We start from the raw sequence: 26,426 nt of genomic DNA on the forward strand, positions 1-26,426 counted from the left end.
TTATGTTCCTCCTCTACTTTTCGTTCCTCCATCATAACAAAAAACGCACGGCGTGACCGTACGTTTTCATGCTAGGAGGATCGTTGAAGGCTTAATAATCAAAGACTGGTACTTGGTTATCTTTGGAAGCCTCTTTGATGATATCTGCGGTTTCTTTTGTTTGGAAAGCTTCGACGACTTTCTTGTAGTTTTCGTTATCTTTGTCGGCAGCACGTGTCGCAATGATGTTCCAGAACGGTTCGGTTCCTTCGCTCGGTTCAACGTAAACCGCATCCGTAATGGATAACCCCGCTTCAATGGCATAGTTATTGTTGATAGCTGCGAGCTGTACTTTTGGATCGGACTGTGTTTGTGGCACCTGTTGCGCTTCGATCGGTTGTAATACAAGGTTCTTCGGATTTTCGATCACGTCATCTGCAACGGTTGGGAATTGTGCATCCGGATTCAACTTGATCAAACCCGCTTTTTCCAAAACATGCAAGCCACGCGCTTCGTTTGTCTTGTCGTTTGGCAGGGTCACGGTTGCACCGTCTTCAAGATCATCGAGTGACTCGATCTTATCCGAATACAATCCCATCGGCTCAACGTGAGTGTCACCGATGCTCACTAAGTCATCGCCATATTCTTCGTTCCAGTTGTCCAGATATTGAACCGTCTGATACGCGTTGATATCCAATGAACCGTCAGCGAGCCCTTGGTTAGGTGAAACGTAGTCTGTGAACTTCACGATTTCGAGATTGATCCCCTGATCTTTCACGACGTCCTTCACGTGTTCCCATGCTTCCTGCTGATCGCCAACCACACCGACTTTAACAGTGGCTGAGTCGCCACCTGCCAAGCCACAAGCGGTCAAAACAAATACGGTAAGGGCGGTTAATAAGGTGAATAACAATTGCTTTTTGCGTTTCATGAGCGTTCCTTCTCTCTTTTGATATTGTGTAGTCATTCTATAGTGTTTTTCAGAGGTGTTTTATGCTAAATACGATCATGAATGATCAATTTTAACGATCATCACATTATTTCCTAATAATCAAATACAGGAATGCGGTTATTCTGTGAAGATTCTTTGATAATTTCCGCCGTTTCCTTCGTCTGGAACGCATCAATAACCTTTTTATACGTTTCATTGTCTTTATCTTCGGCGCGTGCAGCAATCACATTCCAGTATAGTTCAGTACCCTCGTCTGGTTCTACAAAAACGGCATCACTAATGGATAGTCCCGCCTCAATCGCATAATTATTGGTGATGACAGCGAGTTGGACTTTTGGATCAGACTTCGTTTGCGGTAATTGCTTCGCTTCAATCGGTCGCAAGTTCAAATTCTTCGGATTCTCAATGACATCGTTAGCTGCCGTTGGGAATGCTACCTCTGGATCTAATTTAATTAAGCCGGCTTTTTCTAACACTTGTAATCCACGTGCTTCATTCGATTTGTCATTTGGTAACGTGACTGTCGACCCCTCCGGCAAATCATCGAGTGAAGTCACTTGATCGGAATATATCGCCATTGGTGGAAAATGCGAGTATCCGAGGCTGATGAGATCATCACCATATTCCTCATTCCAGCTCTCTAGATAGGCACTGTGTTGGTATGAATTTAAATCCAACGAGCCGTCCGCGAGTCCTTGATTTGGCGACACATAGTCCGTAAATTTAACCAGTTCCAGATCAATTCCCTGATCTTTCAATACATCCTTCACATATTCCCATTCATCTTGTTGGTCACCGACTAAGCCGATTTTGACCGTTGCATTATTTGATAAGCCGCACGCTGTAAGTGTGACTAAAACAACAACTGAAAATAACAGAACAAATAATCTTTTCCCTCGCTTCATCATGATTCCTTCTCTCTATGGATAAATTTCTATCCATTTTAGCCAGTTTTGAAGGTCATATTTTCAATGAGTCCGATAACATTTGATCAATTTTTTCGATCAAAGAATTTCTGCTTTCACTCGTTAAATTTTTGTGTTACATTTTATAACATCAGAGAGGGACTTGGACTTTTTCTCTTGATTTTAATGTTAGAAACGAGGTCACTTATGGAAAAACATTTCACAGCCGACGATATCCGCAAACAATGTCAGGAAAAGAACGTACATTACGTGCGTCTCGCTTTTTCTGATGTGAACGGCACACTCAAAAACGTGGAAATTCCGATCAGTCAGTTGGACAAAGCACTCGACAATAAGCTCATGTTCGATGGGTCATCGATCGAAGGTTTCGTTCGTATCGAAGAATCGGATATGTATCTCGTCCCTGATTTAGACACGTTCCTCGTCTTCCCATGGATGGCGAGTGACGACCGCTCTATCGCCATGTTACTCTGCGATATCTATCTACCTGACGGTAAGCCGTTCCCGGGCGATCCGCGTGGTAATTTGAAGCGTATGGAGAAGAAATTACACGACAATGGGTTTACTGACTTCAATCTCGGACCGGAAGCTGAATTCTTCCTGTTCAAGTTGGATGAACACGGTGAACCGACCACAACGTTGAACGACTACGGCGATTACTTCGACCTCGCGCCTGTCGATCAGGCAGAAAACGTTCGTCGTGAAGTCGTCTTAACATTGGAGGAACTCGGATTTGAAGTCGAAGCTTCCCACCATGAAGCCGCATCCGGTCAGCACGAAATCGACTTTAAGTATGCGTCAGCCGTTGAAGCCTGCGATAAAATTCAGATCTTCAAATTGATCGTTCGTACCATCGCACGTCGTTTCAACTTACACGCAACCTTTATGCCGAAGCCGATCGGAAATATCGCTGGTTCTGGAATGCACTGTAATCTCTCCCTATTCACAGAGAAAGGTAACGCCTTCTACGATGAATCGAAGGAACAAGGGCTCTCGACCCTCTGTTATCAGGTGATGGCGGGGCTACTCGCACATGCTGAAGCGATTACGGCAGTTGGTAACCCAATCGTCAACTCCTACAAGCGTCTCGTTCCTGGTTACGAAGCGCCAGTTTACATCGCTTGGTCAACGCAGAACCGCTCACCGCTCTTGCGTGTGCCGTCTGCTCGTGGTGAATCCACACGTGTCGAAATCCGTTCCATCGATCCAAGTGCGAACCCATATCTCGTCATGGCTGCCTGCATCGGTGCGGCATTAGACGGTATCGAAAACAACATCCCTGTACCGGATGAAGTTGGCGACAATATCTACACTATGTCAGATACCGACCTCGAACAAGCTAACATTCGCCAGCTCCCACGTTCACTCGGTGAAGCAGTCATCGCACTAAAAGGTGATGAAACCATCAAAGCCTCACTCGGCAAACATATCACTTCGAACTTCTTAGTAGCGAAAGATATCGAGTACAAAGACTACCAGCAACAAGTCACTCAGTGGGAACTCGACCGCTACTTGAAACAATACTAATATTATCAACCTAACCCATACAAAAACTGCCGGACACATCACAACGATGCGCACGGCAGTTTTTTGTTTAGTCATTAAATTAACGGCGGTCGTTATTCCCAAACAGCACCACAACACGAAGCAGTGACAATAGGCTAGCAAAGACTGCCGCAACGTATGTCAACGCCGCCGCTCTGAGTACTTTGCGCGCATATGGTAATTCATCTTCTGCTAAGATGCCTTCTGATTCCAACACCTTCATCGCACGGCGAGAAGCGTTGAATTCCACTGGCAAGGTCAACACTTGGAAGACGAAACCGAGTGAGAATAAAACGATACCGATGTTGATCATGGTCTGATTCCAACCGAGCAATACCCCAAGCATGAGGATGATCCAGGATGACTGCGTCCCAAAGTTCACGAGCGGTACGAGACTATTTCTAAAACGCAGGAAGAAATAACCTTCGGCGTCCTGCATGGCGTGACCACATTCGTGGGCAGCCACACCGACTGCGGCGATTGACGTCGCACGTGCGGTTGACTGTGAGAGCTTCAACTGCTTATTGCGTGGATCATAGTAATCACTCAAGTTACCGCCAACCTGACTGACGCGAACATCCGTAATGCCGGCTGCTTGTAGCAGCTCTTCCGCAACATCTGTCCCGTTGTAGCCCGCGTTATTGGTGTACTGATCGTACTGATTGAATGTCCGATTCACATTCCAACTGGCAATCCCAGAAATAATCATACCGATCAGGATGAAAATCATTGTCGGATCAAAAAAGTAAAAAGGACTGATCATGTGTCTAATAACCTCCTTGATTCACCATTACATTATCTCAATAAACCATTATAGCATTTTTTGAAATCAGATAACCAATAGCACGTACGGTTTAACGTTTATTTAAGACTTAGCCGATAAGCACTTGAACCATCAACATCCCTAAGTTGAGCGCTCCGATCATGCCCATCAATGGCCAGATGAATTTCACCCAGCGGTCATAGGTAATATTAACCATCGCGAGTGATGCGAGAATCAATCCGGTTGGCGCAATGAAAGCGATGAGTCCCTGACCAAAGTTGTAGGCGGAAATGATCGCAGCAGTTGAAACGCCGACTGGTGCAGCGAGTGGTGCCATGATTGGGATCGAAAGCATCGCGAGTCCGGATGAAGATGAGATGAAGAACCCGAGCACGATAAAGATCAACAACATGAAGACAATGAACAAGATTGGATTCATGTTGTTCACGATATTACTGAAGAAGTAGAGAATCGTGTCGGATGCCATTCCCTGTTCGAGAACGATGTTGACCCCGCATGCTACCCCGATAACGAGTGCCACACTCAGCATGTCAGCAGCGCCGCTGACGTAGGCATCGATACCGCGTCCAGAGACGAAGATCATCACGATGGAGCTGGCGAGGAAGAGTGCGGTCATCGTGTCGAACAACCATTGATACATCACGAGGCCCCAGATGAGGATTAAGAATGTGATCGCAAAGGTCAATAGCGTTAATTTCATCGGACGCGTAAATTCGAGGTTAGCTGGATCATCTTGCTGAAATTCGGCCTGGTGCTCCTCATATTGGTCGTAACAGATCGAATTAGATGGATCCTCTTTAACCTTTTTCGCGTAACGAAGAACGTAAATAATGGAGATGATGACACCGAGCAGTAAGGCAATGCTTCGAATACCGAGACCTTCATTCAGACTGATCCCTGCCGCATTCGAGGCAATACCAACTGAGAAGGGATTAATGGTCGAATACATCGTTCCGATCATCGAGTCCAGGTACACTGTCGCGATACAGGTCATCACATCATATCCCGCGGTGAGGAAGAATGGCATGAGGATTGGGAACAAGGCGATGATTTCCTCGGCGAAACCGAATGATGTCGATACTGTCGTACACCCCGCTGATCGGCGCTTGTAGAAATTCTTTGATGCCTTGCGGTTGTTGATCGACCTATTCGTACGTATCAAGAATCGCGACGGCTTTGTTGATACTGCTGTCCAAAAACTTATCTAAACTCCCAGAACCCCCGAATTCATCGAGTGTTTCTTGAGTTGCCGGATGGTTCTCTGTCTCGCCATTCGGCTGTGTCACTTCAAATATTTCACTCTCTGCATCATACGCGAGCTTGGCATACGAACCCGCCGGAATGATCGCTGTGAGTAATGATGCGAAGACAAAAACAATGAATAATACCGTCAGCGCGGTCGGAAAACTGCGCTTTTTCTTCTTTTGTACTGCCATGTCTGGTTTCCTTTCTAAAAATTGACATACAAAAAGAGTCACTCTCTACCTCACTTTATTCAAGCCATTTCAGTATGCCTTTGTCAGTAAAAAGAGATATTTCTCTCATTATTAAAACTTCCGTTAAGTATAGCATGATGTGCCCTATATTGTCAGTATCTTTTGAAGGACGATCGATTGTTTAAATTTTCGTTTAATTATCGCACGTGACGGCGCTATTTCTTTACTGTTTCACAATATTTCGTTATATTGGAGAACGACTAGTTTTTTTAATAAGGGAGATATTATGAAGAAACGACTGCTTTTATTAATCGGTATGTCGACGCTCTTCCTAGGCGCATGTGGCGCACTAAAAAGCGGCGATATGCATTCAGATATCGATACAATTGCCCAGCAAATCAACTATATTCAAGCAAACGAACAAACGCTACAGCAGGATTTCGAAGCGGATATTGAATCCAATCCTGAACTGGAAACATTGGGGCGCGAGAATGCACGTGTCTACAAGAACCTCAATGAACGCCTAGACGCTGTGGCTAATGCCAACGAAAATTTGCAGGCGTTAAAAGAAACAACGGAACAAGTACAGAGTCAGAATTCGATGTTCAAATCCACTTCTCGTGATACCATTCGCGCGATCGAGGATTATTTAAAGAATTACCGTTCTCTACTCGACGAAGAACAGAAGTATTACCAGTCGCTCGCTGGTGATGAAGCGACCGCTGCAACGTTTGAGGACACTATTCAAACGTTGAATACCAAGCACAAAGATGTTCAAGAACAACTCAAGAAACTACAGAAAAAGATCGACAATCTGAGAGATGCGATCGCACGTGAGGAGGAAGCTCAGGATGCCTAATCAGAATAGTCCACGTCCACCGCGTCGTCATCAGAAACCGCTGCGTCCGAACGGTAAGCAACCACGACCGACGAAATCACAGCAGTCGAAACCGACAAATACCAAAAAACCACCGCGTCAGACACAACCGAAACAGCAGAAACAAAAGCGCCCGATTGTGTGGTGGCATGTCTTAATTCCCGTGCTGTTAATCTTGGCACTGATTACTGCGGTTGTCTTCGCGACAGAAAATCCAATCTCTAATCGCCTGATTGGACCAAAACCTGCGGATACGCCGCGCGCTAGCTCACTCTCTGAAACAGAGATTGCGGTCAATGAAGAACCCCTGCTAGCAGTGCCAGATCAAAAACCGACAAAATTCTATCATCCGAATGATGTGAATATCGCTTACCCTGAAGATGGTGTGAAGGGAATCTATCTCTCCGCTTACGGTATGGGTGTTCCTGAAGTCTTAGAGCGCAACCTCGACTTAGTATCCAACACTGGCTTAAACAGTGTCGTTATCGACGTGAAGAGTGACTGGGGGTCCATCGCCACCGACCTCGATGTCGATAATCCTGAAATCCAAAATAACGTCGATAAAACCTTCGATGGTAAAGAGATGTTGAAGCGTCTCGAACAGGATCAGATCTATCCGATCGCCCGTATTACGACGTTCAAAGACAACACGATCGTTGAAGACCATCCAGATTGGAGTTTTCGCGATAGTTCCGGTAACGTCTGGCAAGATGCAGGTGGTCAGAGCTTCTTGAATCCTTTCAATAAAGATGTCTGGAAATACATCGTCGAAGTCGCAAAAGGTGCCGCACAACTCGGTTTCCAAGATATTCAGTTCGACTACGTCCGCTTCCCTGAAGGTTTCGAAGGTCTAGCGACTGATCTCGATTACGATATGGGAGACTACGCCGAATACGGTAAGGATAGCGTTGAAGCACGCCAGCATGCGATCGCTGATTTCTTAAAATATGCGAATCAAGAACTCCGAAGCTACGGCGTACAGATTTCTGCCGACTTGTTCGGATACGTAGCGACGGCGAAGAGTGCACCGGGTATCGGTCAGAACTACCTCTGGATGGCCGATAACGTTGACCGTATTTCCGGAATGATCTATCCGAGTCACTGGCAGGCAGGCGACTTCGGGTTCGATGCACCGGACTTAGAGCCGTACGGTGTCGTCAATGAATACATTCAAGTCGAAAAAGCCGTCCTCAGTGAACTCGACGGCGACCAAACGCACAAGCCGCGTCCGTGGTTACAGTCGTTCACCGCAGACTATCTCCCGAGCGGTACGTACATGACCTATGATGAAAAAGCCGTTCAGGATCAGATCGACGCGCTCGCCGACAACGATGTTCACGAGTATCTCCTGTGGAATGCGAAGAATGAATACTTCCAGAATGTCGATTACGCTAAATAATCATTAACGATTTCAACTGAAACCGCACGTCCTAGGATGTGCGGTTTTCTTAATGTCTTCTTAAGGTTTTGCTAAGGAATTCCTAACCTTTAAAAATACAATCCATGATATACTATAAGTGGTTGGACACGGGTTCAACAGGAAAACTAAAAGGAGGTTATGATGATGACACAAACCAATCATCGCAGTCGTCGGTTCGCATGGCTCATCGGGTTGGTGGCATTGTTCGCCATGATCGTTTCACCTGTCGTTAAGGCCGATAAAGTCCAAATTCAGCCGATGTTTACGTACGGTGAGAGTTTGACTGCATCACAATTTGACGAAACCAAGCGCTTGTTGAAGGTAGAAAACGGTACGGAAGAAATTCAAGTTCGCATCAACGAATTGAATGACTTACTTCACGACAACTATCCATATAATCAAGTGTACTCGTCATCTTATATTACACCGGCTAACAACAACGGTGGCGTGACGGTGAACATTTTAACACCTGATACGATTACCGCCATTACACCGCGTCAATACGAGAATGCGGCAATTACAGCTGGTGCGGTTGACGTGAACATCGACGTCGCATCTGCTGTCCCTGTCGATGGTTCTGGTGCCCTCGCTGGTGTCTACAAAGCCTTTGCATCATCTGGACACGCACTCGATCAACAATCCGTCGAAGTCGCTCAGGATGAATTGGAAACCGCTGCACAGATTACCGAAGAGAACCAAGATAAAGACGGTTACTCTGACGAAAACTTGAACGCAGCGATCGCCGACATCAAAGGTCAGATCCAAGAATTCAAGGACCAAAACGGTGGCGATATCTCCATCGACCAGATCCAAGTCATTGTGAATAACGTTGTGAATAACTACAACTTGAACAACGTATTGAGTGATGAAAACATCGCACAGATTCAACAATTGATGCAACGCTTCAGCGAAATCGAATTATCAGACGAGCAGAAGAATGCCTTGAACCAATTAGGTGACCGCATTCGTAGCGCTGGTAACGACATCGCTGACAAAGCGCAACAAGCGTGGAACGACCTCGATGACTCCCAAAAACAAGAAATTAACGGTATTTGGGATCGCATCGTTCAAATCTTCCAGGACATCTGGAACAGCATTATTAGCATCTTTCAATAATTAACCAAAACAAAACGCACGTGCCTAAAATGACGCGTGCGTTTTTGTCAGCTTTTATTTATGATACGGTTCGTTGTTCATGATGCGGAACGCACGATAGACCTGTTCCGTTAAAATCAGTCGCATGAGCTGATGTGGATAAGTCATTTTTCCGAAACAGACCCTAACGTCCGCGCGCTGATTGACGGCTTCTGACGTTCCGAGCGAACCGCCGATAATAAAGTCAATCGTACTCTGTCCGTACGTCATACTGTCCTGGATTTCTTTCGCGAATTGTTCAGAAGTCATGAGCTTCCCATCAAGTGCGAGGAGCACCACCTTATCGCTCGGTTTGATGGCGTTGAGGATACGTTCCCCCTCCACATCCTTAATCTGCATCTCTTCCTTTTCGCTCGCATTCTCAGGCGTCGGCTCATCCTTCACCTCTACAATTTCGAATTTAGTATAGCGACTCAGGCGTTTACTATACTCCGCAATCCCTTGCTTGAGGTATTTTTCCTTCAATTTTCCCACGACAATCAAGCGTATTTTCATTTTACTCCCTCTCTTATTTTCTTCACAATGATTTATGCACAGGGTTATCAACAACTGTGGATTAAAAGTCCTATTCCGACGCATTTTCATAAATATTTTCATAAATAATCCACATTATCCACAATTTCACCACAAGTTATGCACACCTGTGATTAACTTTTAACCTTGATCTGATGCGATTTTGGTATTTTCATCCCATTTTCTGTGGATTCACAATCAAATCTGTGTATTATTATTCCACAACTGTGTACAAATAAAAAACCGAGTCATATGGCTCGGGTGTCACTTCATTGATCATTAACATTAATTCGCTTGACCAGTTGCTTCCTGCTGCATCGGTTCAAGCTTGACATCAACGGTCTCTTCCTTACCTTCACGGTAAAGCGTCAACTTAATCGTTGCATTACTATCCTGGCTGTAGAGTTTCTGACGCAATTGACGTGCGTCTTTGACTTCTTCGCCATCAACCTGTGTAATCACGTCGTAGTCCTGTAAGCCAGCTTTTTCGGCTGGTGATCCGGCCTGAATGTTGCGGATAACGACACCGTTCTTGATGTCCTGCGGCAAGTTGAGGACGCTCTCCTGTTCTCTCAACGGCACTTGGTAGAGACTCATCATGCTGATACCGAGCGCTGGACGGATCACACGTCCGTTCACTTCGAGCTGTTCGATGATACCGCGCGCTTCATTGATTGGAATTGCAAAGCCCATCCCTTCAACCTTATCGCTCGAGATCTTCATCGAGTTGATCCCGATCAACTGACCGGATGAGTTCACTAACGCCCCACCGGAGTTTCCTGGGTTGATGGCAGCGTCGGTTTGAATCGCTGTAGCCGTCCAATCTGAACGACCATCGCCATCGATATCGGTAGGCACCTGACGATCTAAACCAGAGATGATCCCGGTCGTGACAGTCGATGCGAAATCAGATCCGAGTGGCGAACCGATCGCAATCGCAGGTTCACCGACTCTGAGTGAATTACTGTCCCCAAAGTCAGCCACTGATTTGGCGTATTCTTCAGGAATCTTCATAACCGCTAAATCCGTCCATGGATCCGTACCGACTAATTCCGCACGGGTCTGTTCGCCATCTGCCAAGATAACCTCTAACGCATCACTACCGGAAACTACGTGATTGTTGGTGACGATATAGGCGTTGCCATTTTCAACCTTGTAGATGACCCCACTACCTTCAGATGCCGTCTGATAGTCAGTTTCACCGTTGTTGTTATCGCTATTGCCGTCTGGACGTACGAAACTGAAGAGATCATAGGCATCGCGGTTTTCGGAGAGGTTTTCAACTGAAACGACCGCACCGCTGACGCGATCGACAATACTTGAAACATCCGTTGTCACATCGAGCGCGACACTCTGACTGTTGCCGCCGTTACTGCCGTTTTGGTTATTCTTCAAACGATCGGCAATGAGCTGATCGATTTTTTCTTCCGATGGCATGTTCGGCTGCGTATAGTGTCCGACAGCGTAACCGCCACCGCCGACCAGTACCACACCGAGCAGTGCCCCGATTAATGCCGGTGTCCACTGTTTAACGTCATTCTTCTTTTGTTTTTTATCTTGATTATTGTTTTGGTTCATTGATTGTTCTGTTGTTTCTGAGTGTTGAGCATCTGTTTGTTTTTCAGGCTCAGTATTACGATTCGAATCTGCCATGTGGCTCTCCCCCTCATTGAAGATTTCTACTTTCTTATTCTACACATTTTCGATTAAAAAGCGATCGCTTCCGGCATTTTTCGCCAATACTTAACCGAAACTTTAAAATAAAAGAGGCGCTGAACGCCTCTTTGTACGTTGTTTACAGTGTGTAGAGTGCAGTCGGTGCCTCGGGATCCGTGTCGTATAGTTCGAGGGCATCACCCACTGCGATATCATGCTCCGCAAGCACACTGCTGACGGTCTGCGAAGCAATCTGTTTCATATTGTTTTCCTCGGATAGATGACCGAGATAGACGCGTTTCGTCTTGTCGCCGATCATTTCACTCAGTGCTTCCCCAGCATCCTCGTTGGAAAGATGACCGGTATCACTGAAGATACGCTGCTTCAAGTGCCATGGATAGCGTCCCATGCGAAGCATATCCGCATCGTGGTTACTTTCCATCAAGTAGGCATCACAGTTCTTGAGGAAACCTTCCAAGCGTTCGCTGACATAGCCGAGGTCGGTCAGCATGGCGAACTGCTTATTGTCTTTCTGGAAGCCGTAGAACTGCGCCTGTGCGGCATCGTGACTGACACCGAAACTCCAAATATCTAAGTCGCCGAGCGTCAATACTTCACCGGGAGAAAGGATTTCTTTCTGTTCCGGTGCGATCTTGCCGCATTTTTCACCAATGGCCTGCCAGGTCGGCCCATTCGCATAGATCGGCATCCCATAACGGCGTGCCATCACACCGAGCCCTTTGACGTGATCGGAGTGTTCATGCGTCACGAGAATGCCATCGATATCTTCGGGTTTACGGTCGATCTGACTGAGCAGATTTTCGATTTTCTTACCGCTCAATCCGGCATCGACGAGTAATTTTTGTTTTGGTGTCTCAATATAGGTTACATTTCCGGTACTACTCGATGCGAGCATCGATACCCGTATTGAAAAATCTTTTTGATCACTTGTATCCAAAGATCCTGCCCCCTATGTTGCGTGTTATTTCTTTTGATTGAGTTCTTTGAGTTGTTTATTGTGGATCGGCTCAAACATACTAATTGTCGGATGATGAGCGACAATCCCCAGTTTATCCATCATAGCATATTGCTTACGATTTGTATTGGTTGCCCAACTGTAGACGTAGTCCATCGCCCAACCTTTGATCGACTGCTGTTTCATTGGTAACTGCGCGAGATACTGCTGGAAGTGGCGTTTTAATTGAATACCGTTCGCAGTATAGATCGGGAAGAGGAACATCTTCCAAACGATCATCAACAACAACCATAATACTAAGACCAACGGCTGCCATACGCCCTGTCCTGCGGTTGTTGTGAGGATGAAGGCACTCACCAAACCAACCACAACAATCACCATCACGAGCCACCATAACGCCGCGTAGATGCGATTACCCGAGCGATCATAGACCTGTTGTTCCTGTAATTGCTGTTTGAGTTGACGCTTGATCGTCGTCATCAAACGGCGAAAAGCTTTCTGCGGTTTTTCGGCTGTGCGACTCCCGTAAACCATCTGTCGATAGGAAACTTCCTGCGCCCCTTCGAAACGATCGATGTATCGGAGTACGGACAGTTCCGGTGCGGTGTGGGTATTGCGATTGCGTACGCGGAAATAAGCATCAGAAATATTACCCACTGCATCATATTCGAAACGCATCACGATATTCTCTTCGGCCACTAATTGGAACAACAGTAACCAAAAGAGTGACGGTTCAGAATACTTACGACGTGAAATGTAAGGGAGGATCGCTGGCGTTTGCACATCCTGCTGATACTGCCACTGGTTGAATGCGTCATTGGCCGGACGGTGCTGTAGTTTGCGATGCCACAATAGAATGGTATACAGTCCCACAATCGCTGTTACCACCCAGAAAATAATCCGACTCACCGTAATCTGCCACTGCTTCTGATCAGCCGTTTCTTGATTCACATCCGCAATATGCTGTGCGATCTGCTCTCCTTTGGATTTTGGCCCTTCCGTTCGGCTATCCGGAATCAATGACGTCGGTGCGACAATCATCAATTCACCGTTCTGATCCGCTTTGACATCATAAGCCGTCACCTGAAGCGTCTGATCGTCTTTCCATTCGGCTTGGTAGTGGGCTAAGCCTTCGATGAGATAATCTTCTGGATTGACATCAATATCGCCGGGAAAATGGAAGGTAATCTGCGCTTCTCTCAGATCATACGGCAAGCTGAAAAAAGGATATTCGAGAATTGCTTTGTCATCGTATTTCACCCAAGCTGCCAGCCAATTGGTCTGATAGGTGACGGTCTGTGTTTCGTTCGCCATCGTGTTGTAGAGTGTAATGAGATAGTCGCGTCCCTGCTGTGTGGTATTGAACGTTCCCACCGCCGTATTCGTACTCTGCGCAAACGGAAACGCGTCCTGCTGCCCTGCCGCCTGCATCGCGACTGAGACGTCGGTCGCTTCCTGACTGTCATTCATCACGATCCGATGGGTGAGCTGATCGACTTCCTCATCGATCGTATAGGTCACTTTTTCGGTCAGTTTCAAGCTACCGTCTTTTGCCATTTCCACATTTGCCTGATAGCCATCCACCGTTTCGCCATTTGCGGTGAAATGTGCGGGTATCAACCAAAATAATCCCACTAACACTAAAAAGATTGACCATTGTTTTTTCTTCATATCTGTCACCCACCTTCCTAATCCGCTGTAATCTCTTCGTTCGCTTCTTCTGCTGCCTGTTCCGCATTCGTCGCTTCACTCGGATCGTTTTCGTTTCTCACGATATTACCCTTGATACCATCCACATAGAACTGGTTCATATTGCCATCTCTTTCGGTGCCAAGCAGTAACCAGACTGGACGATAAACGACGATATCATCGACTGTAAGCATGTCCTGATAGCCGCTCTTCGCCTGATACAGCGTCAGATCCTGCACAAAACGTCCAGATACTGAGAGATTATTGATCGCCTGCTGTGTGGTGACCATTGGCTGTTCGGGACCTTCCGACTTAATATCGGAAACGTGTGTCATCTCAAAACTGGTGATCCGTTTCTCATTATCAACATGGAAAATCAATTCTGCCGTCTGATCGAGGAATAGTTGCTGAGCATCGACTTTCTGGCCGTAATAGATACGGCCCTGTTGCTGGTCATAGAAACCGAAAACGTAATCTTCCGCATACGGAATATGGCCTGCTTGAATCCACTCATCGAGCGCTTCACGATCTGTTGCTTTTAACTGGTAGGGATCCTTGTCATCGGTACCGGACAACTGTAACGTATCATTGATCTGACCAGAGAGACGATAGTCGTCTTGTGAGGTTTCTACCTCATCAATGGCGCTATTTTCATAGTCGCCCGCTTCAAATGTATCACGTTGCGCCGAACGCATCGTAATCTCCGCGACGTCATCACTCGGATCGAACGCTAGATTGATATTTTCCGATAGCGAACTGTTCGTCAAACGCCCCTGACCATCGGATAGTAGCGACTGCTCACTGTCCTGATCCAACAAGACATACACTAGAAAAAGGTTCAACAGTAGGAAACCAATAATAAATAGATATTTAATTTTTTTGAGATCCATAATTTACTGCGCCTTCTTTTCTAAATTCGTGTCAATTGTCTGGCCGTTGTCGGTCGCTCGCGTCTGCAGATCGGTGCGTTGATTCAAATCGATCACATTACCTAATGTCTGATATTCGCCATCGATTGCAACGAGCCAGGTCGGAATCAGATCAATCAAACGGTCGGAAGCGGTACTCGGCTGCCAGAAATAGCCGATCGTCACATCTTCAATCTGATCATTGGTGTAGCCGTTACTATTAAGTGCGAGTAGTACATCCTTACCGGCAGGCAGCTCATAATCCACGGCCAAGTCACTGATCGGTGTTTGTACCGATAGTTTGGAGAATTTAATACTCAACACATTTTCCGATTCTGTCGCGATCGAAATTTTCGAAACGTTACGTTCCCCGAAAATCGGAATTCCATTGATCAACTGTCTGAAAATATCCGACTGCGACTGGCGGTCACGATCATCGAAATGCCAAGCCTGACCGGCAGAATGTACACGTTTAAGATTGGTTTCGGCTTCTGTGATGATCTCACGCTGTTGCGCCTCATCACCTTCGTTACGATACTCGACTTCGAGTGTATTATTATCGATCGTCAAATTGCGTTTATCGGCATAATATCTGGAAATCTGTGCATCGCTGTAATCGTGCACTTCTTCCTGCGTATCGAAGAACGTATTCAATAATTCCGAATTCGAACGCTGATCCATAATGTAACGCAACAATGGAATACGCTGCTGCTCCCGATGCAAATAAATGGTACGGCCTTTCAAAATTGCCTGATCGACCTCTTGGAAAGAGTCCGCATGATCCGTCACCGTCCCTAACCACTGGGCTGCCTCAGCTGGCGCATTGAACGTCAGTACCGAATCATCAATGTCATTGATCAAATACAGTTCCTGTCGACTCGGAAGGTAGCCCAAACGATTAAAAGTGCGATCGATCGATAAGGCATTATCGGCTTCATCATCCGTCTGTGCATCGCGGAAAGCAATTAAAGGCGTATCTTGTGAGAACTCCATCTCAATATAATCACTCTGATCGGCAATCGCGAGATGAAAATCTCCCACGCTATCTTCATTTCCAGAGGCTGTCAGCGGTTGATTGAGCACTTGACGTAAACCACCGTTCATTTTTTCGAGCAGTTCGGTGTCCATTGATTCCTCGAACACCCCGTTCGTATAGTAGACGATGCTGTCCGCCCCAAAAATCGTCGACAGTTCTTCCGCTTCGAACTGCGTCGTTTCTTGATTTTCAAAGACGCTAATATCGCCTGCCATCAGTGTACCGTCCGCCTCATTACGTCGGATAGGCACAATGGAGCGATGAAAAATTAAAAATGTCAGCGCTAAGCTCATCACAACTAATAAACAGAGGATGAGCATGGTTAATCGGTGCCATAATTTTTTCATTCTTTCCAATCGCCTCCTCCGACTGATGGATCATACGGTAGAGAAATGTAGAAGGTTGAACCGCGATTCTCGATACTGTTGACCCAGATCTTACCGCCGTGAAGTTCAACCACTTCCTTGGCGATCGAGAGCCCGAGTCCGGTGCCTCCTTGTGAGCGGGAGCGCGCCTTATCGATACGATAGAAACGATCAAAGACGTTAGGGATCTCCTGATGCGGAATCCCGAGCCCCTGATCCTGAATACTCAAGATTACTTCATTATGCGTAGTCATCAATCGTACGGTGATACGACCGCCATCCGGTGAATATTTCACCGCATTATTCATCAAGTTATCGATCACCTGCGTGAAATGGTCCTGATCGGCTTCAATCCAAACGGGATCATTGCTTAACTCGCGACTGAGTATATAATCACGCGTGCTGTATTCTTCGGTTTGAAGAATCATATCGAAGCGATCGAGAATATGGTCGACGAGTTGATTCAGATCCAATAGTTCAATATTCATCTGTTCGCGTCCGTCGTCGATACGCGACAAGCTCAGTAAGTCGTTAATCATACGAATCATACGATGCGTTTCAGTCTGAATTACATCGAGGAAACGTTTCGCCAACACTGGATTGTCAATCGCGCCGTCCTGCAGTGCCTCTGTATAACTGTTCACACTCGTCAACGGTGTCCGTAATTCGTGCGACACGTTCGATACGAACTGCCGGCGATCCGCTTCGATCTTCTGACGTTCGGTAACGTCCGTGAGTACCCAAACAACCCCGCTGATATAGCCGGAATCGCGTTGAATCACGGAGCATTCGCATTTAATAATCGAATCATTACCCTTGGCATCCTGCACATCGATCATGATTTCCTTATCATTATCCAAAAGCTCACTGTAGGTATAGATGCCTTTGAGATTTAAGGCATCGAGGATCGAACGTCCGGTGACTTCTTCTTCGGTTTTTTGTAGTAAGTCTAAGGCGCGGCTATTGGTCAGAATGACACGGTTACGACGGTTCGTCGCAATCACGCCGTCACTCATATGTTTCAAGACCGAATCGAGACGTTGGCGCTCGGATTCGGTGAGCTCGCGCGCTTCCTTGATACGGTATGCCAGATAATTGATCGCATTCCCCAACTGACCGATCTCATCGTTGCTGCGCACCTGAATGCGTTTGGAGTAGTCACCTTCTGCGATATATTCAATCTGCTTCATCTCTTCTTGGATCGGCTTCGTAATACCGCGCGAAACGAGAACGGTGATAATAATCATCGCCAAAATCGCCATCCCGGATACCGAAAGGAAGATGATAATGATTGAATTAACCTGATCGTAAATACTTTCGATATTAACCGTCAGTGAGATAACTCCGCTGACCATACTGATATTCTCTGGTGAAAAGACAGGCACGACGTATTTCTTCAAACGAATGCCCTGCTGTTCATCGAACACTTCTCGGCTCAGCTGGGTTCCGGAATAGATCGCCTGATCGACCATTCGATTGCCCGCATACTGACCGATTGCTGCGGGGTTCACCGAATTATCTGTCGCCAACAAAACACCGGTCGGATCGAGCACTTGGACTTCAATAATATTGTTAACGGTGAAGCGATTCACCGTATTGTTGAGCTGATCGACCTGATCATTCGACAACTGCCCCTCATTATCCGGCTCCATTAATGGTTGAATACTTTCCTCTAAGAAACCGAGCTGATTGTTTACCTGCGAGTCAAAATTATCGAGAATTTCGCGCTCCACTTCGCGCATGAAATATACGCCGAAGAATAACAGGATCAAAACGAGTAATAGAACGAAAATACCAGGGAGCTTGAAGGTCACCGAGTCGAAGAAGCGGATGCGTTTATTCTGACGCTCCGCTGCCATTAGTCTTCATCCTTCGCACTGGCATCCTGCATGTAGTAACCGACACCGCGGCGCGTCATCAATAACGTTGGATGACCGGGATCATCTTCGACTTTTTCACGGAGACGACGCATGGTCACATCGACGGTACGCACATCCCCGTAGTAATCGTATCCCCAAACCGTTTCTAATAGATCTTCACGTGAAATCACGGACCCGAGTTTCTGAGCGAGATAGTGTAAGAGCTCGTACTCACGATGTGTGAGTTCAATCTCCCGTCCATCCTTGATGGCGGTATAAGCATTCTCATCGATCACCAAGTTACCGATAACGATCTCATGGCTACCCTCTTCTTCCGCATTGGCCGCAGATTCCGTCTGCACGGTGTAACGACGCAAGTTCGCCTTCACACGTGCAGAAAGTTCACGATTGGAGAACGGCTTCGTCATATAATCGTCCGCACCCATCTCGAGGCCGAGCACTTTATCGATTTCTTCACCCTTTGCCGTCAACATGATGATCGGCACCTGGCTCACTTTTCGAATGTCACGACAGACTTCGAGGCCGTCCTTCTTCGGCAACATGACATCGAGTAAGACGAGGTCCGGTTGGTATTCCGCGAAGACTTCGAGTGCTTCCTCACCATCATAAGCTTTTCTAGTCTCATAACCTTCTTTTTCCAAATTAAACGCAATAATATCAGAGATGGCTTGTTCGTCATCCACGACTAATATTTTTCGCATATTTACACCTCGTTATTCGTTCTTCATTCTTTATTTTCACATTTTTTCGCTACTTACGCACTCTACATTCTACCGTAAATCAGAAAGATTGTGTACAGCGCTATCACTCGGCATTCAGCGTATACAAAAAAGCCGAAGCGTCCTGCTTCGACTTTCTGTTATTCAGTATCGTATCGGGGTAAATACAACATGAAACTATTATGACATGACTACAAGCGCATTGCGAATGTTGGTGTCCAACCGTTGTTGATGTTAGATACTTCGACAACGGATTGTGGGTTTGGTGCGTGGATGTAGTCGCCGTTACCCATAGCGATTGCTACGTGGTATGGGCTGTCTCCCCAGAAGTACAAGTCACCTGGTTGTACTTCATCAAAGCTGATACGTTGACCAACTGTTGCCTGTTCGTAAGTCGTACGTGGCAATTGAATACCGTGTTGTGCGTAAACGTACTGTACTAAACCTGAGCAGTCAAAACCAGTACCTGGTGTGCTACCGCCCCAAGCGTAACCCGTACCCAGGTATTGCATTGCTGTACCGACAACGCCACCTGCACTAGGTTGAGCCATTTGCTGTGCTTGTTGTTGAGCCTGAGCAGCGGCTTGAGCGGCTGCTGCTTCTGCTTCAGCGCGTGCTTGTTCTTCGGCACGTGCAGCGGCTTCTTGAGCTTCACGTTGTGCTTGAGCTTCTGCTTCTGCCTGAGCCTGTGCTTCGGCACGAGCGGCAGCTTCTTCTGCTTCACGTTGTGCTTGAGCTTCTGCTTCTGCTTGAGCCTGTGCTTCAGCACGAGCGGCAGCTTCTTCTGCTTCACGTTGTGCTTGAGCTTCTGCTTCTGCTTGAGCCTGTGCTTCAGCACGTGCAGCTGCTTCGGCTGCTTCGCGTTCAGTCTCTTCCTTAGCAGCTTGTTCTGCTTCTGCCTGAGCCTGTGCTTCGACTTCTGCTTCAGCATCGATTTCAGCTTGTGCAGCTGCTTCTTCAGCTTCTGTTGCGATCAAGTGCAAGTTCTGACCACTGAAGATGAAGTCGCTGATCAAGTTATTCAATTCACGTAATTTTTCAACAGAGATGTTGTAACGTTCTGCGATTGATGACAAGGAGTCACCTGGTTGTACAACGTATTCTTCAGAAACTTCTGCATCGTCAACAATAACGTCTTCAACTGGTGCTTCTTCTTCAACTTCTTCAGTTTCTTCGACTACTTCAGTGTCGTCAGCAACAACAGTTTCAACAACTTCTTCGTCTGCGTCTTCTTCAACAACTGTTTCTTCTGGTGCAGCTGCTGCTTCGATATGAGATTCTTCAACTAAAGCTTCAGAAGTGTTAGCGAAGCCTGCAGTCATTTCGCCTTTTTCAGGTGAAACGAGCAATTCCTGACCGACTAAGATCAAGTCGCCAGATAAACCATTCCATACTTGTAATTGTTGTACGGATACACCGAACTGTGCGCCGATCTTAGATAAAGTGTCACCAGCTTGGACAATATATGTACGTTGACCTTCAGTAACATCAGTCGTTGCTGATTGAACTTCAGCGACTGGTTCTACTGGTTCAACTTCTGGTGTGTTAACTTCTAATGTGTCACCAGCGATAATCCAGTTGATGTCTTCGATCTGGTTGTCATCGCGTAATGCTTCAACTGTTGTGTTGAATTGTTCTGCTAATTCAGAGAGTGTGTCACCAAATTTAATCGTGTACGTTTCAGCATTGGCGAAGTTTTCGCTCTGAGTTGCGGCTAAAGCGGCCACAGTTGCGAGTGACGTTCCTAATACTGTTTTTGTCGTGCGTTTCATATTCTTGCTTTACCCCCAAGTAAAAATATCTAAAGTGTATTATATAGAGTTGCATGCTAGCTGTGGTAACAGGAACATTACAAATTATTACAGTTCACCGCCCACTTATACGAAAAAAGTGCTAATTATTGTATTTTTTTATTATTTTCAACCAATTTAAAAGTTAAAATTTCTATAAACTTTGATATTAATAGATTTAGGGTGCGAACATATGTACGTAACTCTTACACCCTTTTCATCGACTTTGTTACCAAATTGTAATATTTAATAGCCAAAAAAAAACGCCGAGCCACTTTTTGCGGTTCGACGTTTTCACTTTATGGCGCTATGCCATGCTATTGGTTATCAATTATTTTCAGAATCATCAGTAATCACTGAATCATCGAGCTGTGCCTGTGCGCGTTTGTCTTCCAAACCGTGTGCTTCCAAGAAGTCTGCGAATGGTTTCAATCCTTGAGCGTCGTAACGTTCTTTAACTTCGTTAACCTCTTCATCAGGCGTCATACGAGGGTCTAATTTAAGAACGTGTTTGCCTTCCAATGGGATTGGACGTTCAGCAGCCACTTTCGCATCGATCAAGACAGTCTTGCCGGCTTTGCTGTCAGCAACAGCTTTCTCGAAGGTTTCTTTCAATTCAGAAATCTCAGTAACTGTGTAAGCAACTGCGCCCTGTGCTTCTGCCATCTTCGCGAAGTTTTCGTCTTCAAGGAATACACCGAAGAAGTTATCGTTTAAGTCTTCCTGTTCATCCCTAATAAATCCGAACTGTTTGTTAGTGAAGACAACGTTGATGATTGGCATCTTGTATTGAACCTGAGTCGTGATTGCTTGTGGAACCATCATAAATCCACCGTCACCGGACAAGCTCCATACCTGACGATCTGGGTTGTCGTACTGTGCAGCAATTGCACCTGGTGCCCCATTACCCATGGTTGCGAAGATACCAGACGTTGCCCAGCTGTTCTTCGGCGTCATGCGCAAGTGACGAACGGATGTCTGTGTGACGTTACCAACATCAACAGAGTACATTGCATCTTCATCGGCTACTTCGTTGATGGCATTGTATACGTTGAAGTATTTCAATGGACCATCGGACTTCGTTTCGATGTGGTCGAGGTATTCTTTCCAGTTCTTGATGTTGTCTACGTTAGCATCGTACCAGTCAGATTGTTCAACAGCATCAACTTTTTCAGTTAATTGACGCGTCACTTCACCAGCATCAGCGAGGAAGGCAATATCTACCTTCTGACGTTTACCAAGACGGTAAGGGTCAATATCTACCTGAATGACGTGTTTGAAGTTGTCGTACAAGTGCATTGCCTCAGTGAACGGGAAGTTGTTTCCGAGGATCAAGGCAACGTCAGCTTGAGGGAATGCTTCATTGGCTGGTTTCCAGCTGACACGCGCAGCAGACCCTAATAACGCTTCATAGTTGTAGTCGAAAGTATCAAAGTTAATCCCAGTAACGGCGATCGGTGCTTTAATCTTCTGTGACAATTTAACAACGTCTTCACCAGCGAATCGTGTCCCACGTCCAGCGTAGATGATTGGACGTTCAGCGTCGTTCAACATCTCAACAGCACGTGCTAAGTCGTCTTCGTCAACTTTGTACGTGACATTCTTTGGACGAGCGTTTGCGGAGGTAAAGAAGGAATCTTCGTCGATTTCTTCCCAACCAAAACTTACCGGTACTTCGACAACAGCTGGACCGCGGTTAGCGTAAGCCGCACGGATAGCTTCATCGAGGACTTTTGGTAACTGTTCAGCAAACATTACACGACGGTTGTAAACAGCAACGTCGACAAAGTAAGGGTTCTGGTTGAATTCTTGGAACCCATCTAAGTTTAATTCGCTCAATTTACGTTGACCAACGATAGCTAACATTGGTACACCATCGTATTTAGCATCGTACATTCCGTTGTACAAGTGTGTCGCACCAGGACCAGCTGATCCTAAAGCAACCCCGAGTTTACCAGAGAATTTGTACTGCATTGCGGCAGCTAAACCACCAATTTCTTCGTGACGAACTTGAATAAAGTCAATGCGGTCTTGTTCTTTTTCAAAAGCATCCATCAAGGAATTCAAAGAACCTGCTGGTAAACCGTAGACGCGTTCAACGCCCCAGTCTTCTAGGACACGTAAACCGGCAACCCATGCATCGATTTTTCCCATAACTCATACTCCTTTTCTGTTATCACTTACTTACCATGAAGTTTCATGATACGCTAATAGTACCAGAAATCTCACAATTGTGAAACCTTTACAGAATTACACAATTATCTAGGTAATTAACAGTGACGAGTATGCGCTTTAACCGTTAATTTGTCAAACTTTATCAATCGAGGAAGATATGGAATTACCAAAAACGTTCAAAAATAAATATTGTGAATTATTAGCAAGCGATTATGACATATTCGCTGATGGACTTCAAGCTGGCGATGTTGTCAGTGGCTTTCGCGTTAATCCGCTGAAACCCGACTGGCAGACGTTCGATCAACGGATGCAAGAGCGCTTCACTGCATCACCGTACGCCCCGCACAGTTACTACGGCAAAGTCAATGGTAATAGCCCCGAACATCGCGCGGGTTACGTCTACAGTCAGGAACCGAGCGCTTCACTCGTCGGTACTGTAGCCGACGCCAAACCGGGAGAGCGCGTGTTAGATCTCTGCGCAGCACCCGGCGGTAAAACAGCCGCCCTCGCCTTCGCCATGCAGGATAAAGGCTTGTTAGTAGCGAATGAAATCATCCCGAAACGTGCGAAAATACTGAGTGAGAACGTGGAACGTTTAGGACTGACACATACGATCGTTACGAACAACGATCCTAAGTCGCTGAGCGAAGCTTTTCCTGCGTTCTTCGACTGTATCGTTGTCGATGCGCCTTGCTCTGGCGAAGGGATGTTCCGAAAGAATCCAACTGCTGTGGATGAATGGTCACTAGAGAATGTAGCGTTGTGTGCAGCGCGTCAGTCCGATATCTTAGCCGATGCGATTAAGATGTTGAAACCGGGTGGTCGATTGATTTATTCGACCTGTACGTTTGCTCCGGAGGAAGATGAGCAACAGATCGATCAGCTATTGGATACGACCGGTCTCGTCTTAGAGGACATTGCACTCGACGATATCCCGCACGATCACGGTCGTCCGGAATGGGGCACACATGCCGAACTCAACAAAACGATTCGACTCTGGCCACATCGTCATCACGGTGAGGGGCATTTCATGGCGAAACTGCGTTTGCCGGATCATGGTGAGACTGTATCCGAACAGCCACGCTTTCAATCTGCGGCATTGAAACATCAGGAGCAAGCGCTCATCGATGACGTACTCGATGATCTGCATATCGCGCTCCCTGACCACAGCCACCTGCATCATCAGAAACAGCATGTCTACCTTATCCCTGATACCTTTGTCGACCTGCCAAAAGGGATTCGCGTGCGTCGTCTCGGACTCGAACTCGGTGAACTGAAGAAGAATCGCTTCGAACCGAGTTTTGCGTTCGCGATGGCGATTAAAGCGATCGATGCGGTCAATACTGTCGAACTTTCTTTTGACGAATGGAAACAGTACATTCACGGCGATGTTATCAAACATCCCGGTGATAAAGGTTGGCGCCTCCTAACCACTGGTGGTATGCCGGTGGGCTTTGCGAAACAGACTGATAAATTACTGAAAAACTTCTATCCAAAAGGGTTACGCACCCTCATTCAATAGCACACAAAAAGAGATGACGCACAATGCATCATCTCTTTTATTTTTCTTCAATAATAACGACCGCTTCAGCGGTAGTGTCGGTATGGGTCAAACTGATGTGCGCGACGTATTTGTCGTTGTCGATCAGTGTCGTCTCAAGCACTGGCGCACCGGAAGATTGATTCAACACGCTGACCTCTTGAAAGCCGTGATGCGGAAAGACACCTTTCTTGAGCGCTTTCCCAAACGCTTCCTTCACCGCCCAGCGTCCCGATAAATATTCGAAGCGACGTTTATCACTCTTGATGGTTTGGTAGTGTTGGTACTCTTGTTCAGACAATACGCGCTGTGGGAACGTTGGTTTACGTGTCACCATGTCCTGAATCCGCGCAATGTCGACTAAATCCACACCAATCCCTAAAATCGCCATGCTTTACGCCCCCTATTTGATCTTGAAGGATGCGCTCGCTTTTTTCGGACTCGACGTCTTCTTATTCTTGTTTGCCGGTTGTTTCTTCAACTGGTTGTTATGACTCGAGTGGTGGCGTTTTGGTTTATTTTTATTATTGTTGTGCTGTGGTTTATTGTTTTTCTTAAACGATGATTTCTTGCCGGATTTGCCTTTATGGTGCCCTTTACGCGCCATACGTTTCGGTTTCAATGGATGATCCGGTGAGATTTTAACTTCCTGCCCGTAATCTTTGATCAAACTGTGCAAGAGTGCCGTCGCTAATTCTTCATCCGTGTAGGCGTTCATCAAGGTATCGATCGCCTGTTCGTATTCGCGAACGTTCTCCCATTCGAGCAAACCCGCAACGTCCTGAATCGCCTGGATGACTTGTCCAGAGAGCGATTCATTTTCCGTCGGTGGACGCAATGGTGACATCTGTTGCTTGGTGAGTTCCTCGATCGTACGCAGGTACCCCATTTCCTGACGGTCAACGAAGGTGAGCGAGAGTCCGCTGTGCCCCGCACGCCCCGTACGTCCGATACGATGCACGTAACTTTCAGGATCTTGCGGGATGTCGTAGTTGTAGACGTGGGTCACACCGCTAATATCAAGACCACGAGCTGCCACATCCGTCGCAACCAGGATATTGAGTTTCTTCTCCTTGAACTGGGACATGACAGAATTGCGTTGGTGTTGATCTAAATCACCATGCAAGCTCGCTGCAGAATACCCGCGCGTTACGAGTCCTTGCGCAATCTCTGCCACGCGACGTTTCGTACGTGCGAAGACAATGGCGAGTTGCGGGTGATGCACATCGAGGAAACGAGCAAGCGTGTCGAATTTTTCCCATTCACGGCAACGTGTGTAGTACTGATTAATGTTTTCAGCCGTTAGCGTCTGCTTTTGAATCTTAACGTGGACAGGATCGGTCATGAACTGGTCGGTGAGGCTTTGAATTTCTTTTGGAATGGTTGCAGAGAATAGGAGTGTCTGGCGTTTCTCAGGCAACGCAGCCATAATTTTACGGATATCGTCGATGAATCCCATATCCAACATTTCATCCGCTTCGTCCAATACTAATGTCTCCACATGATTCAATTTCAATGCCCCACGTTCAATCAAATCGATCAAACGTCCCGGTGTTCCGACGACGACCTGTGTTTGGTGTTGCAATTGGTGGAGTTGTTTACGGATGTTAGCACCACCATAAACAGTTACGATGCGCACATCCTTCAAATGACCCAAGCGATAGAGTTCTTCGCCATTTTGGATCGCTAATTCACGCGTCGGTGCGATGACTAAGGCTTGTGGGTAGTCATTTTCAACGTCAATCTTTTCAAGTAATGGCAGACCGAAAGCGGCTGTTTTACCGGTTCCTGTCTGTGCTTGACCGAGAACATCGCGTCCGTCGAGTCCCGGCTGAATCGTCTGCGCCTGGATTGGGGTGGCTTCTTCAAACCCCATCTCATCCACGGCCTTTAATAATGGCTTTGAGAGTTCAAATTCCTTAAACTTCATACCATACTCCTCTCTGTTTGTTCTTTCTGATATTAAAAAGTCGAACATCCGCACATGTTCGACTTGTTTTCGTTGTTTTCATGGCTCAATACCAGTATACGCTAAATATGACTTTTTCGCTAAAGGGGTTTTAATATTCAACTGACCCACACTACGAATACCAGATAATCCTCCG

The 26,426-nt window shown here is 46.4% G+C and carries 22 protein-coding genes; 5 read left to right on the plus strand and 17 right to left on the minus strand.

Annotated features, from left to right (window positions below):
• Positions 1–91 precede the first annotated feature (91 nt).
• Positions 92–910, minus strand: a complete 819-nt coding sequence (locus ACWOEX_RS04295; protein WP_455298253.1) for a MetQ/NlpA family ABC transporter substrate-binding protein — start codon at positions 908–910, stop codon at positions 92–94.
• A 113-nt stretch (positions 911–1,023) separates the two neighbouring features.
• Positions 1,024–1,839, minus strand: coding sequence for a MetQ/NlpA family ABC transporter substrate-binding protein (locus ACWOEX_RS04300; protein ID WP_455298254.1), 816 nt, complete (start codon positions 1,837–1,839; stop codon positions 1,024–1,026).
• A gap of 204 nt (positions 1,840–2,043) precedes the next feature.
• On the opposite strand from ACWOEX_RS04300, the gene glnA reads away from it, so the two are divergent.
• The gene (gene glnA, locus ACWOEX_RS04305; RefSeq protein ID WP_455298256.1) at positions 2,044–3,384 is read left to right on the plus strand and encodes a type I glutamate--ammonia ligase; all 1,341 of its coding nucleotides are present in this window, start codon (positions 2,044–2,046) and stop codon (positions 3,382–3,384) included.
• 79 nt (positions 3,385–3,463) lie between these two features.
• On the opposite strand, the gene ACWOEX_RS04310 is transcribed toward glnA, so the two are convergent.
• The 3 genes from ACWOEX_RS04310 to ACWOEX_RS04320 form a co-directional block, all read right to left on the minus strand.
• Positions 3,464–4,165 (minus strand): zinc metallopeptidase, encoded by a 702-nt coding sequence (locus ACWOEX_RS04310; RefSeq protein WP_455298257.1) that lies wholly within the window; start codon positions 4,163–4,165, stop codon positions 3,464–3,466.
• A 109-nt stretch (positions 4,166–4,274) separates the two neighbouring features.
• Complete coding sequence (locus tag ACWOEX_RS04315; protein ID WP_455298258.1) at positions 4,275–5,348, minus strand: YfcC family protein; 1,074 nt, start codon at positions 5,346–5,348, stop codon at positions 4,275–4,277.
• The gene (locus ACWOEX_RS04320) at positions 5,332–5,622 is read right to left on the minus strand and encodes a hypothetical protein (RefSeq protein ID WP_455298259.1); all 291 of its coding nucleotides are present in this window, start codon (positions 5,620–5,622) and stop codon (positions 5,332–5,334) included. The genes ACWOEX_RS04315 and ACWOEX_RS04320 overlap by 17 nt, the downstream gene beginning before the upstream one ends.
• Positions 5,623–5,908: 286 nt before the next feature.
• Here ACWOEX_RS04320 and ACWOEX_RS04325 point away from each other — a divergent pair, with 286 nt between their 5' ends.
• From ACWOEX_RS04325 to ACWOEX_RS04335, 3 genes are all read left to right on the plus strand, one after another.
• Positions 5,909–6,481 (plus strand): YkyA family protein, encoded by a 573-nt coding sequence (locus tag ACWOEX_RS04325; RefSeq protein WP_455298260.1) that lies wholly within the window; start codon positions 5,909–5,911, stop codon positions 6,479–6,481.
• Positions 6,474–7,898, plus strand: a complete 1,425-nt coding sequence (locus tag ACWOEX_RS04330) for a putative glycoside hydrolase (RefSeq protein WP_455298262.1) — start codon at positions 6,474–6,476, stop codon at positions 7,896–7,898. The genes ACWOEX_RS04325 and ACWOEX_RS04330 overlap by 8 nt, the downstream gene beginning before the upstream one ends.
• Before the next feature lie 159 nt (positions 7,899–8,057).
• On the plus strand, positions 8,058–9,035 hold the full coding sequence (locus ACWOEX_RS04335) for a DUF1002 domain-containing protein (protein ID WP_455298263.1): 978 nt from the start codon (positions 8,058–8,060) through the stop codon (positions 9,033–9,035).
• 54 nt (positions 9,036–9,089) lie between these two features.
• Here the strand turns inward: ACWOEX_RS04335 and rlmH are convergent, their stop codons facing one another.
• From rlmH to spxB, 10 genes are all read right to left on the minus strand, one after another.
• Positions 9,090–9,569, minus strand: coding sequence for a 23S rRNA (pseudouridine(1915)-N(3))-methyltransferase RlmH (gene rlmH, locus ACWOEX_RS04340; RefSeq protein WP_455298264.1), 480 nt, complete (start codon positions 9,567–9,569; stop codon positions 9,090–9,092).
• 303 nt (positions 9,570–9,872) lie between these two features.
• On the minus strand, positions 9,873–11,240 hold the full coding sequence (locus ACWOEX_RS04345) for a S1C family serine protease (RefSeq protein WP_455298265.1): 1,368 nt from the start codon (positions 11,238–11,240) through the stop codon (positions 9,873–9,875).
• A 142-nt stretch (positions 11,241–11,382) separates the two neighbouring features.
• On the minus strand, positions 11,383–12,159 hold the full coding sequence (locus tag ACWOEX_RS04350) for an MBL fold metallo-hydrolase (protein WP_455298488.1): 777 nt from the start codon (positions 12,157–12,159) through the stop codon (positions 11,383–11,385).
• Positions 12,160–12,225: 66 nt separating this feature from the next.
• On the minus strand, positions 12,226–13,890 hold the full coding sequence (locus ACWOEX_RS04355) for a DUF2207 domain-containing protein (protein ID WP_455298266.1): 1,665 nt from the start codon (positions 13,888–13,890) through the stop codon (positions 12,226–12,228).
• Positions 13,891–13,907: 17 nt separating this feature from the next.
• Positions 13,908–14,798 (minus strand): two-component system regulatory protein YycI, encoded by an 891-nt coding sequence (gene yycI, locus ACWOEX_RS04360; protein WP_455298268.1) that lies wholly within the window; start codon positions 14,796–14,798, stop codon positions 13,908–13,910.
• Between the two features lie 3 nt (positions 14,799–14,801).
• Positions 14,802–16,199: a two-component system activity regulator YycH gene (yycH, locus tag ACWOEX_RS04365; RefSeq protein WP_455298269.1), complete on the minus strand. Its 1,398-nt coding sequence runs from the start codon at positions 16,197–16,199 to the stop codon at positions 14,802–14,804.
• Positions 16,196–18,076 carry a cell wall metabolism sensor histidine kinase WalK gene (gene walK / locus ACWOEX_RS04370; RefSeq protein WP_455298270.1) on the minus strand — a complete coding sequence of 627 codons (1,881 nt, stop codon included), beginning with the start codon at positions 18,074–18,076 and terminating at the stop codon, positions 16,196–16,198. The genes yycH and walK overlap by 4 nt, the downstream gene beginning before the upstream one ends.
• Entirely contained in the window at positions 18,076–18,798 is a 723-nt protein-coding gene (yycF, locus tag ACWOEX_RS04375) for a response regulator YycF (protein WP_455298272.1), read from the minus strand. Before yycF ends, walK begins: the two co-directional genes overlap by 1 nt.
• A gap of 209 nt (positions 18,799–19,007) precedes the next feature.
• Positions 19,008–20,588 carry a LysM peptidoglycan-binding domain-containing protein gene (locus tag ACWOEX_RS04380; protein WP_455298273.1) on the minus strand — a complete coding sequence of 527 codons (1,581 nt, stop codon included), beginning with the start codon at positions 20,586–20,588 and terminating at the stop codon, positions 19,008–19,010.
• A gap of 345 nt (positions 20,589–20,933) precedes the next feature.
• Entirely contained in the window at positions 20,934–22,760 is a 1,827-nt protein-coding gene (gene spxB / locus ACWOEX_RS04385; protein ID WP_455298274.1) for a pyruvate oxidase, read from the minus strand.
• A gap of 178 nt (positions 22,761–22,938) precedes the next feature.
• Here spxB and ACWOEX_RS04390 point away from each other — a divergent pair, with 178 nt between their 5' ends.
• Positions 22,939–24,303, plus strand: a complete 1,365-nt coding sequence (locus ACWOEX_RS04390) for an RsmB/NOP family class I SAM-dependent RNA methyltransferase (protein ID WP_455298275.1) — start codon at positions 22,939–22,941, stop codon at positions 24,301–24,303.
• Positions 24,304–24,340: 37 nt separating this feature from the next.
• Here the strand turns inward: ACWOEX_RS04390 and acpS are convergent, their stop codons facing one another.
• Both acpS and ACWOEX_RS04400 read right to left on the minus strand, forming a co-directional pair.
• Positions 24,341–24,712, minus strand: a complete 372-nt coding sequence (acpS, locus tag ACWOEX_RS04395) for a holo-ACP synthase (RefSeq protein ID WP_455298276.1) — start codon at positions 24,710–24,712, stop codon at positions 24,341–24,343.
• Between the two features lie 12 nt (positions 24,713–24,724).
• Complete coding sequence (locus ACWOEX_RS04400; RefSeq protein WP_455298277.1) at positions 24,725–26,251, minus strand: DEAD/DEAH box helicase; 1,527 nt, start codon at positions 26,249–26,251, stop codon at positions 24,725–24,727.
• Positions 26,252–26,426 lie beyond the last annotated feature (175 nt).

It is taken from the genome of Aerococcus vaginalis, assembly GCF_053762225.1.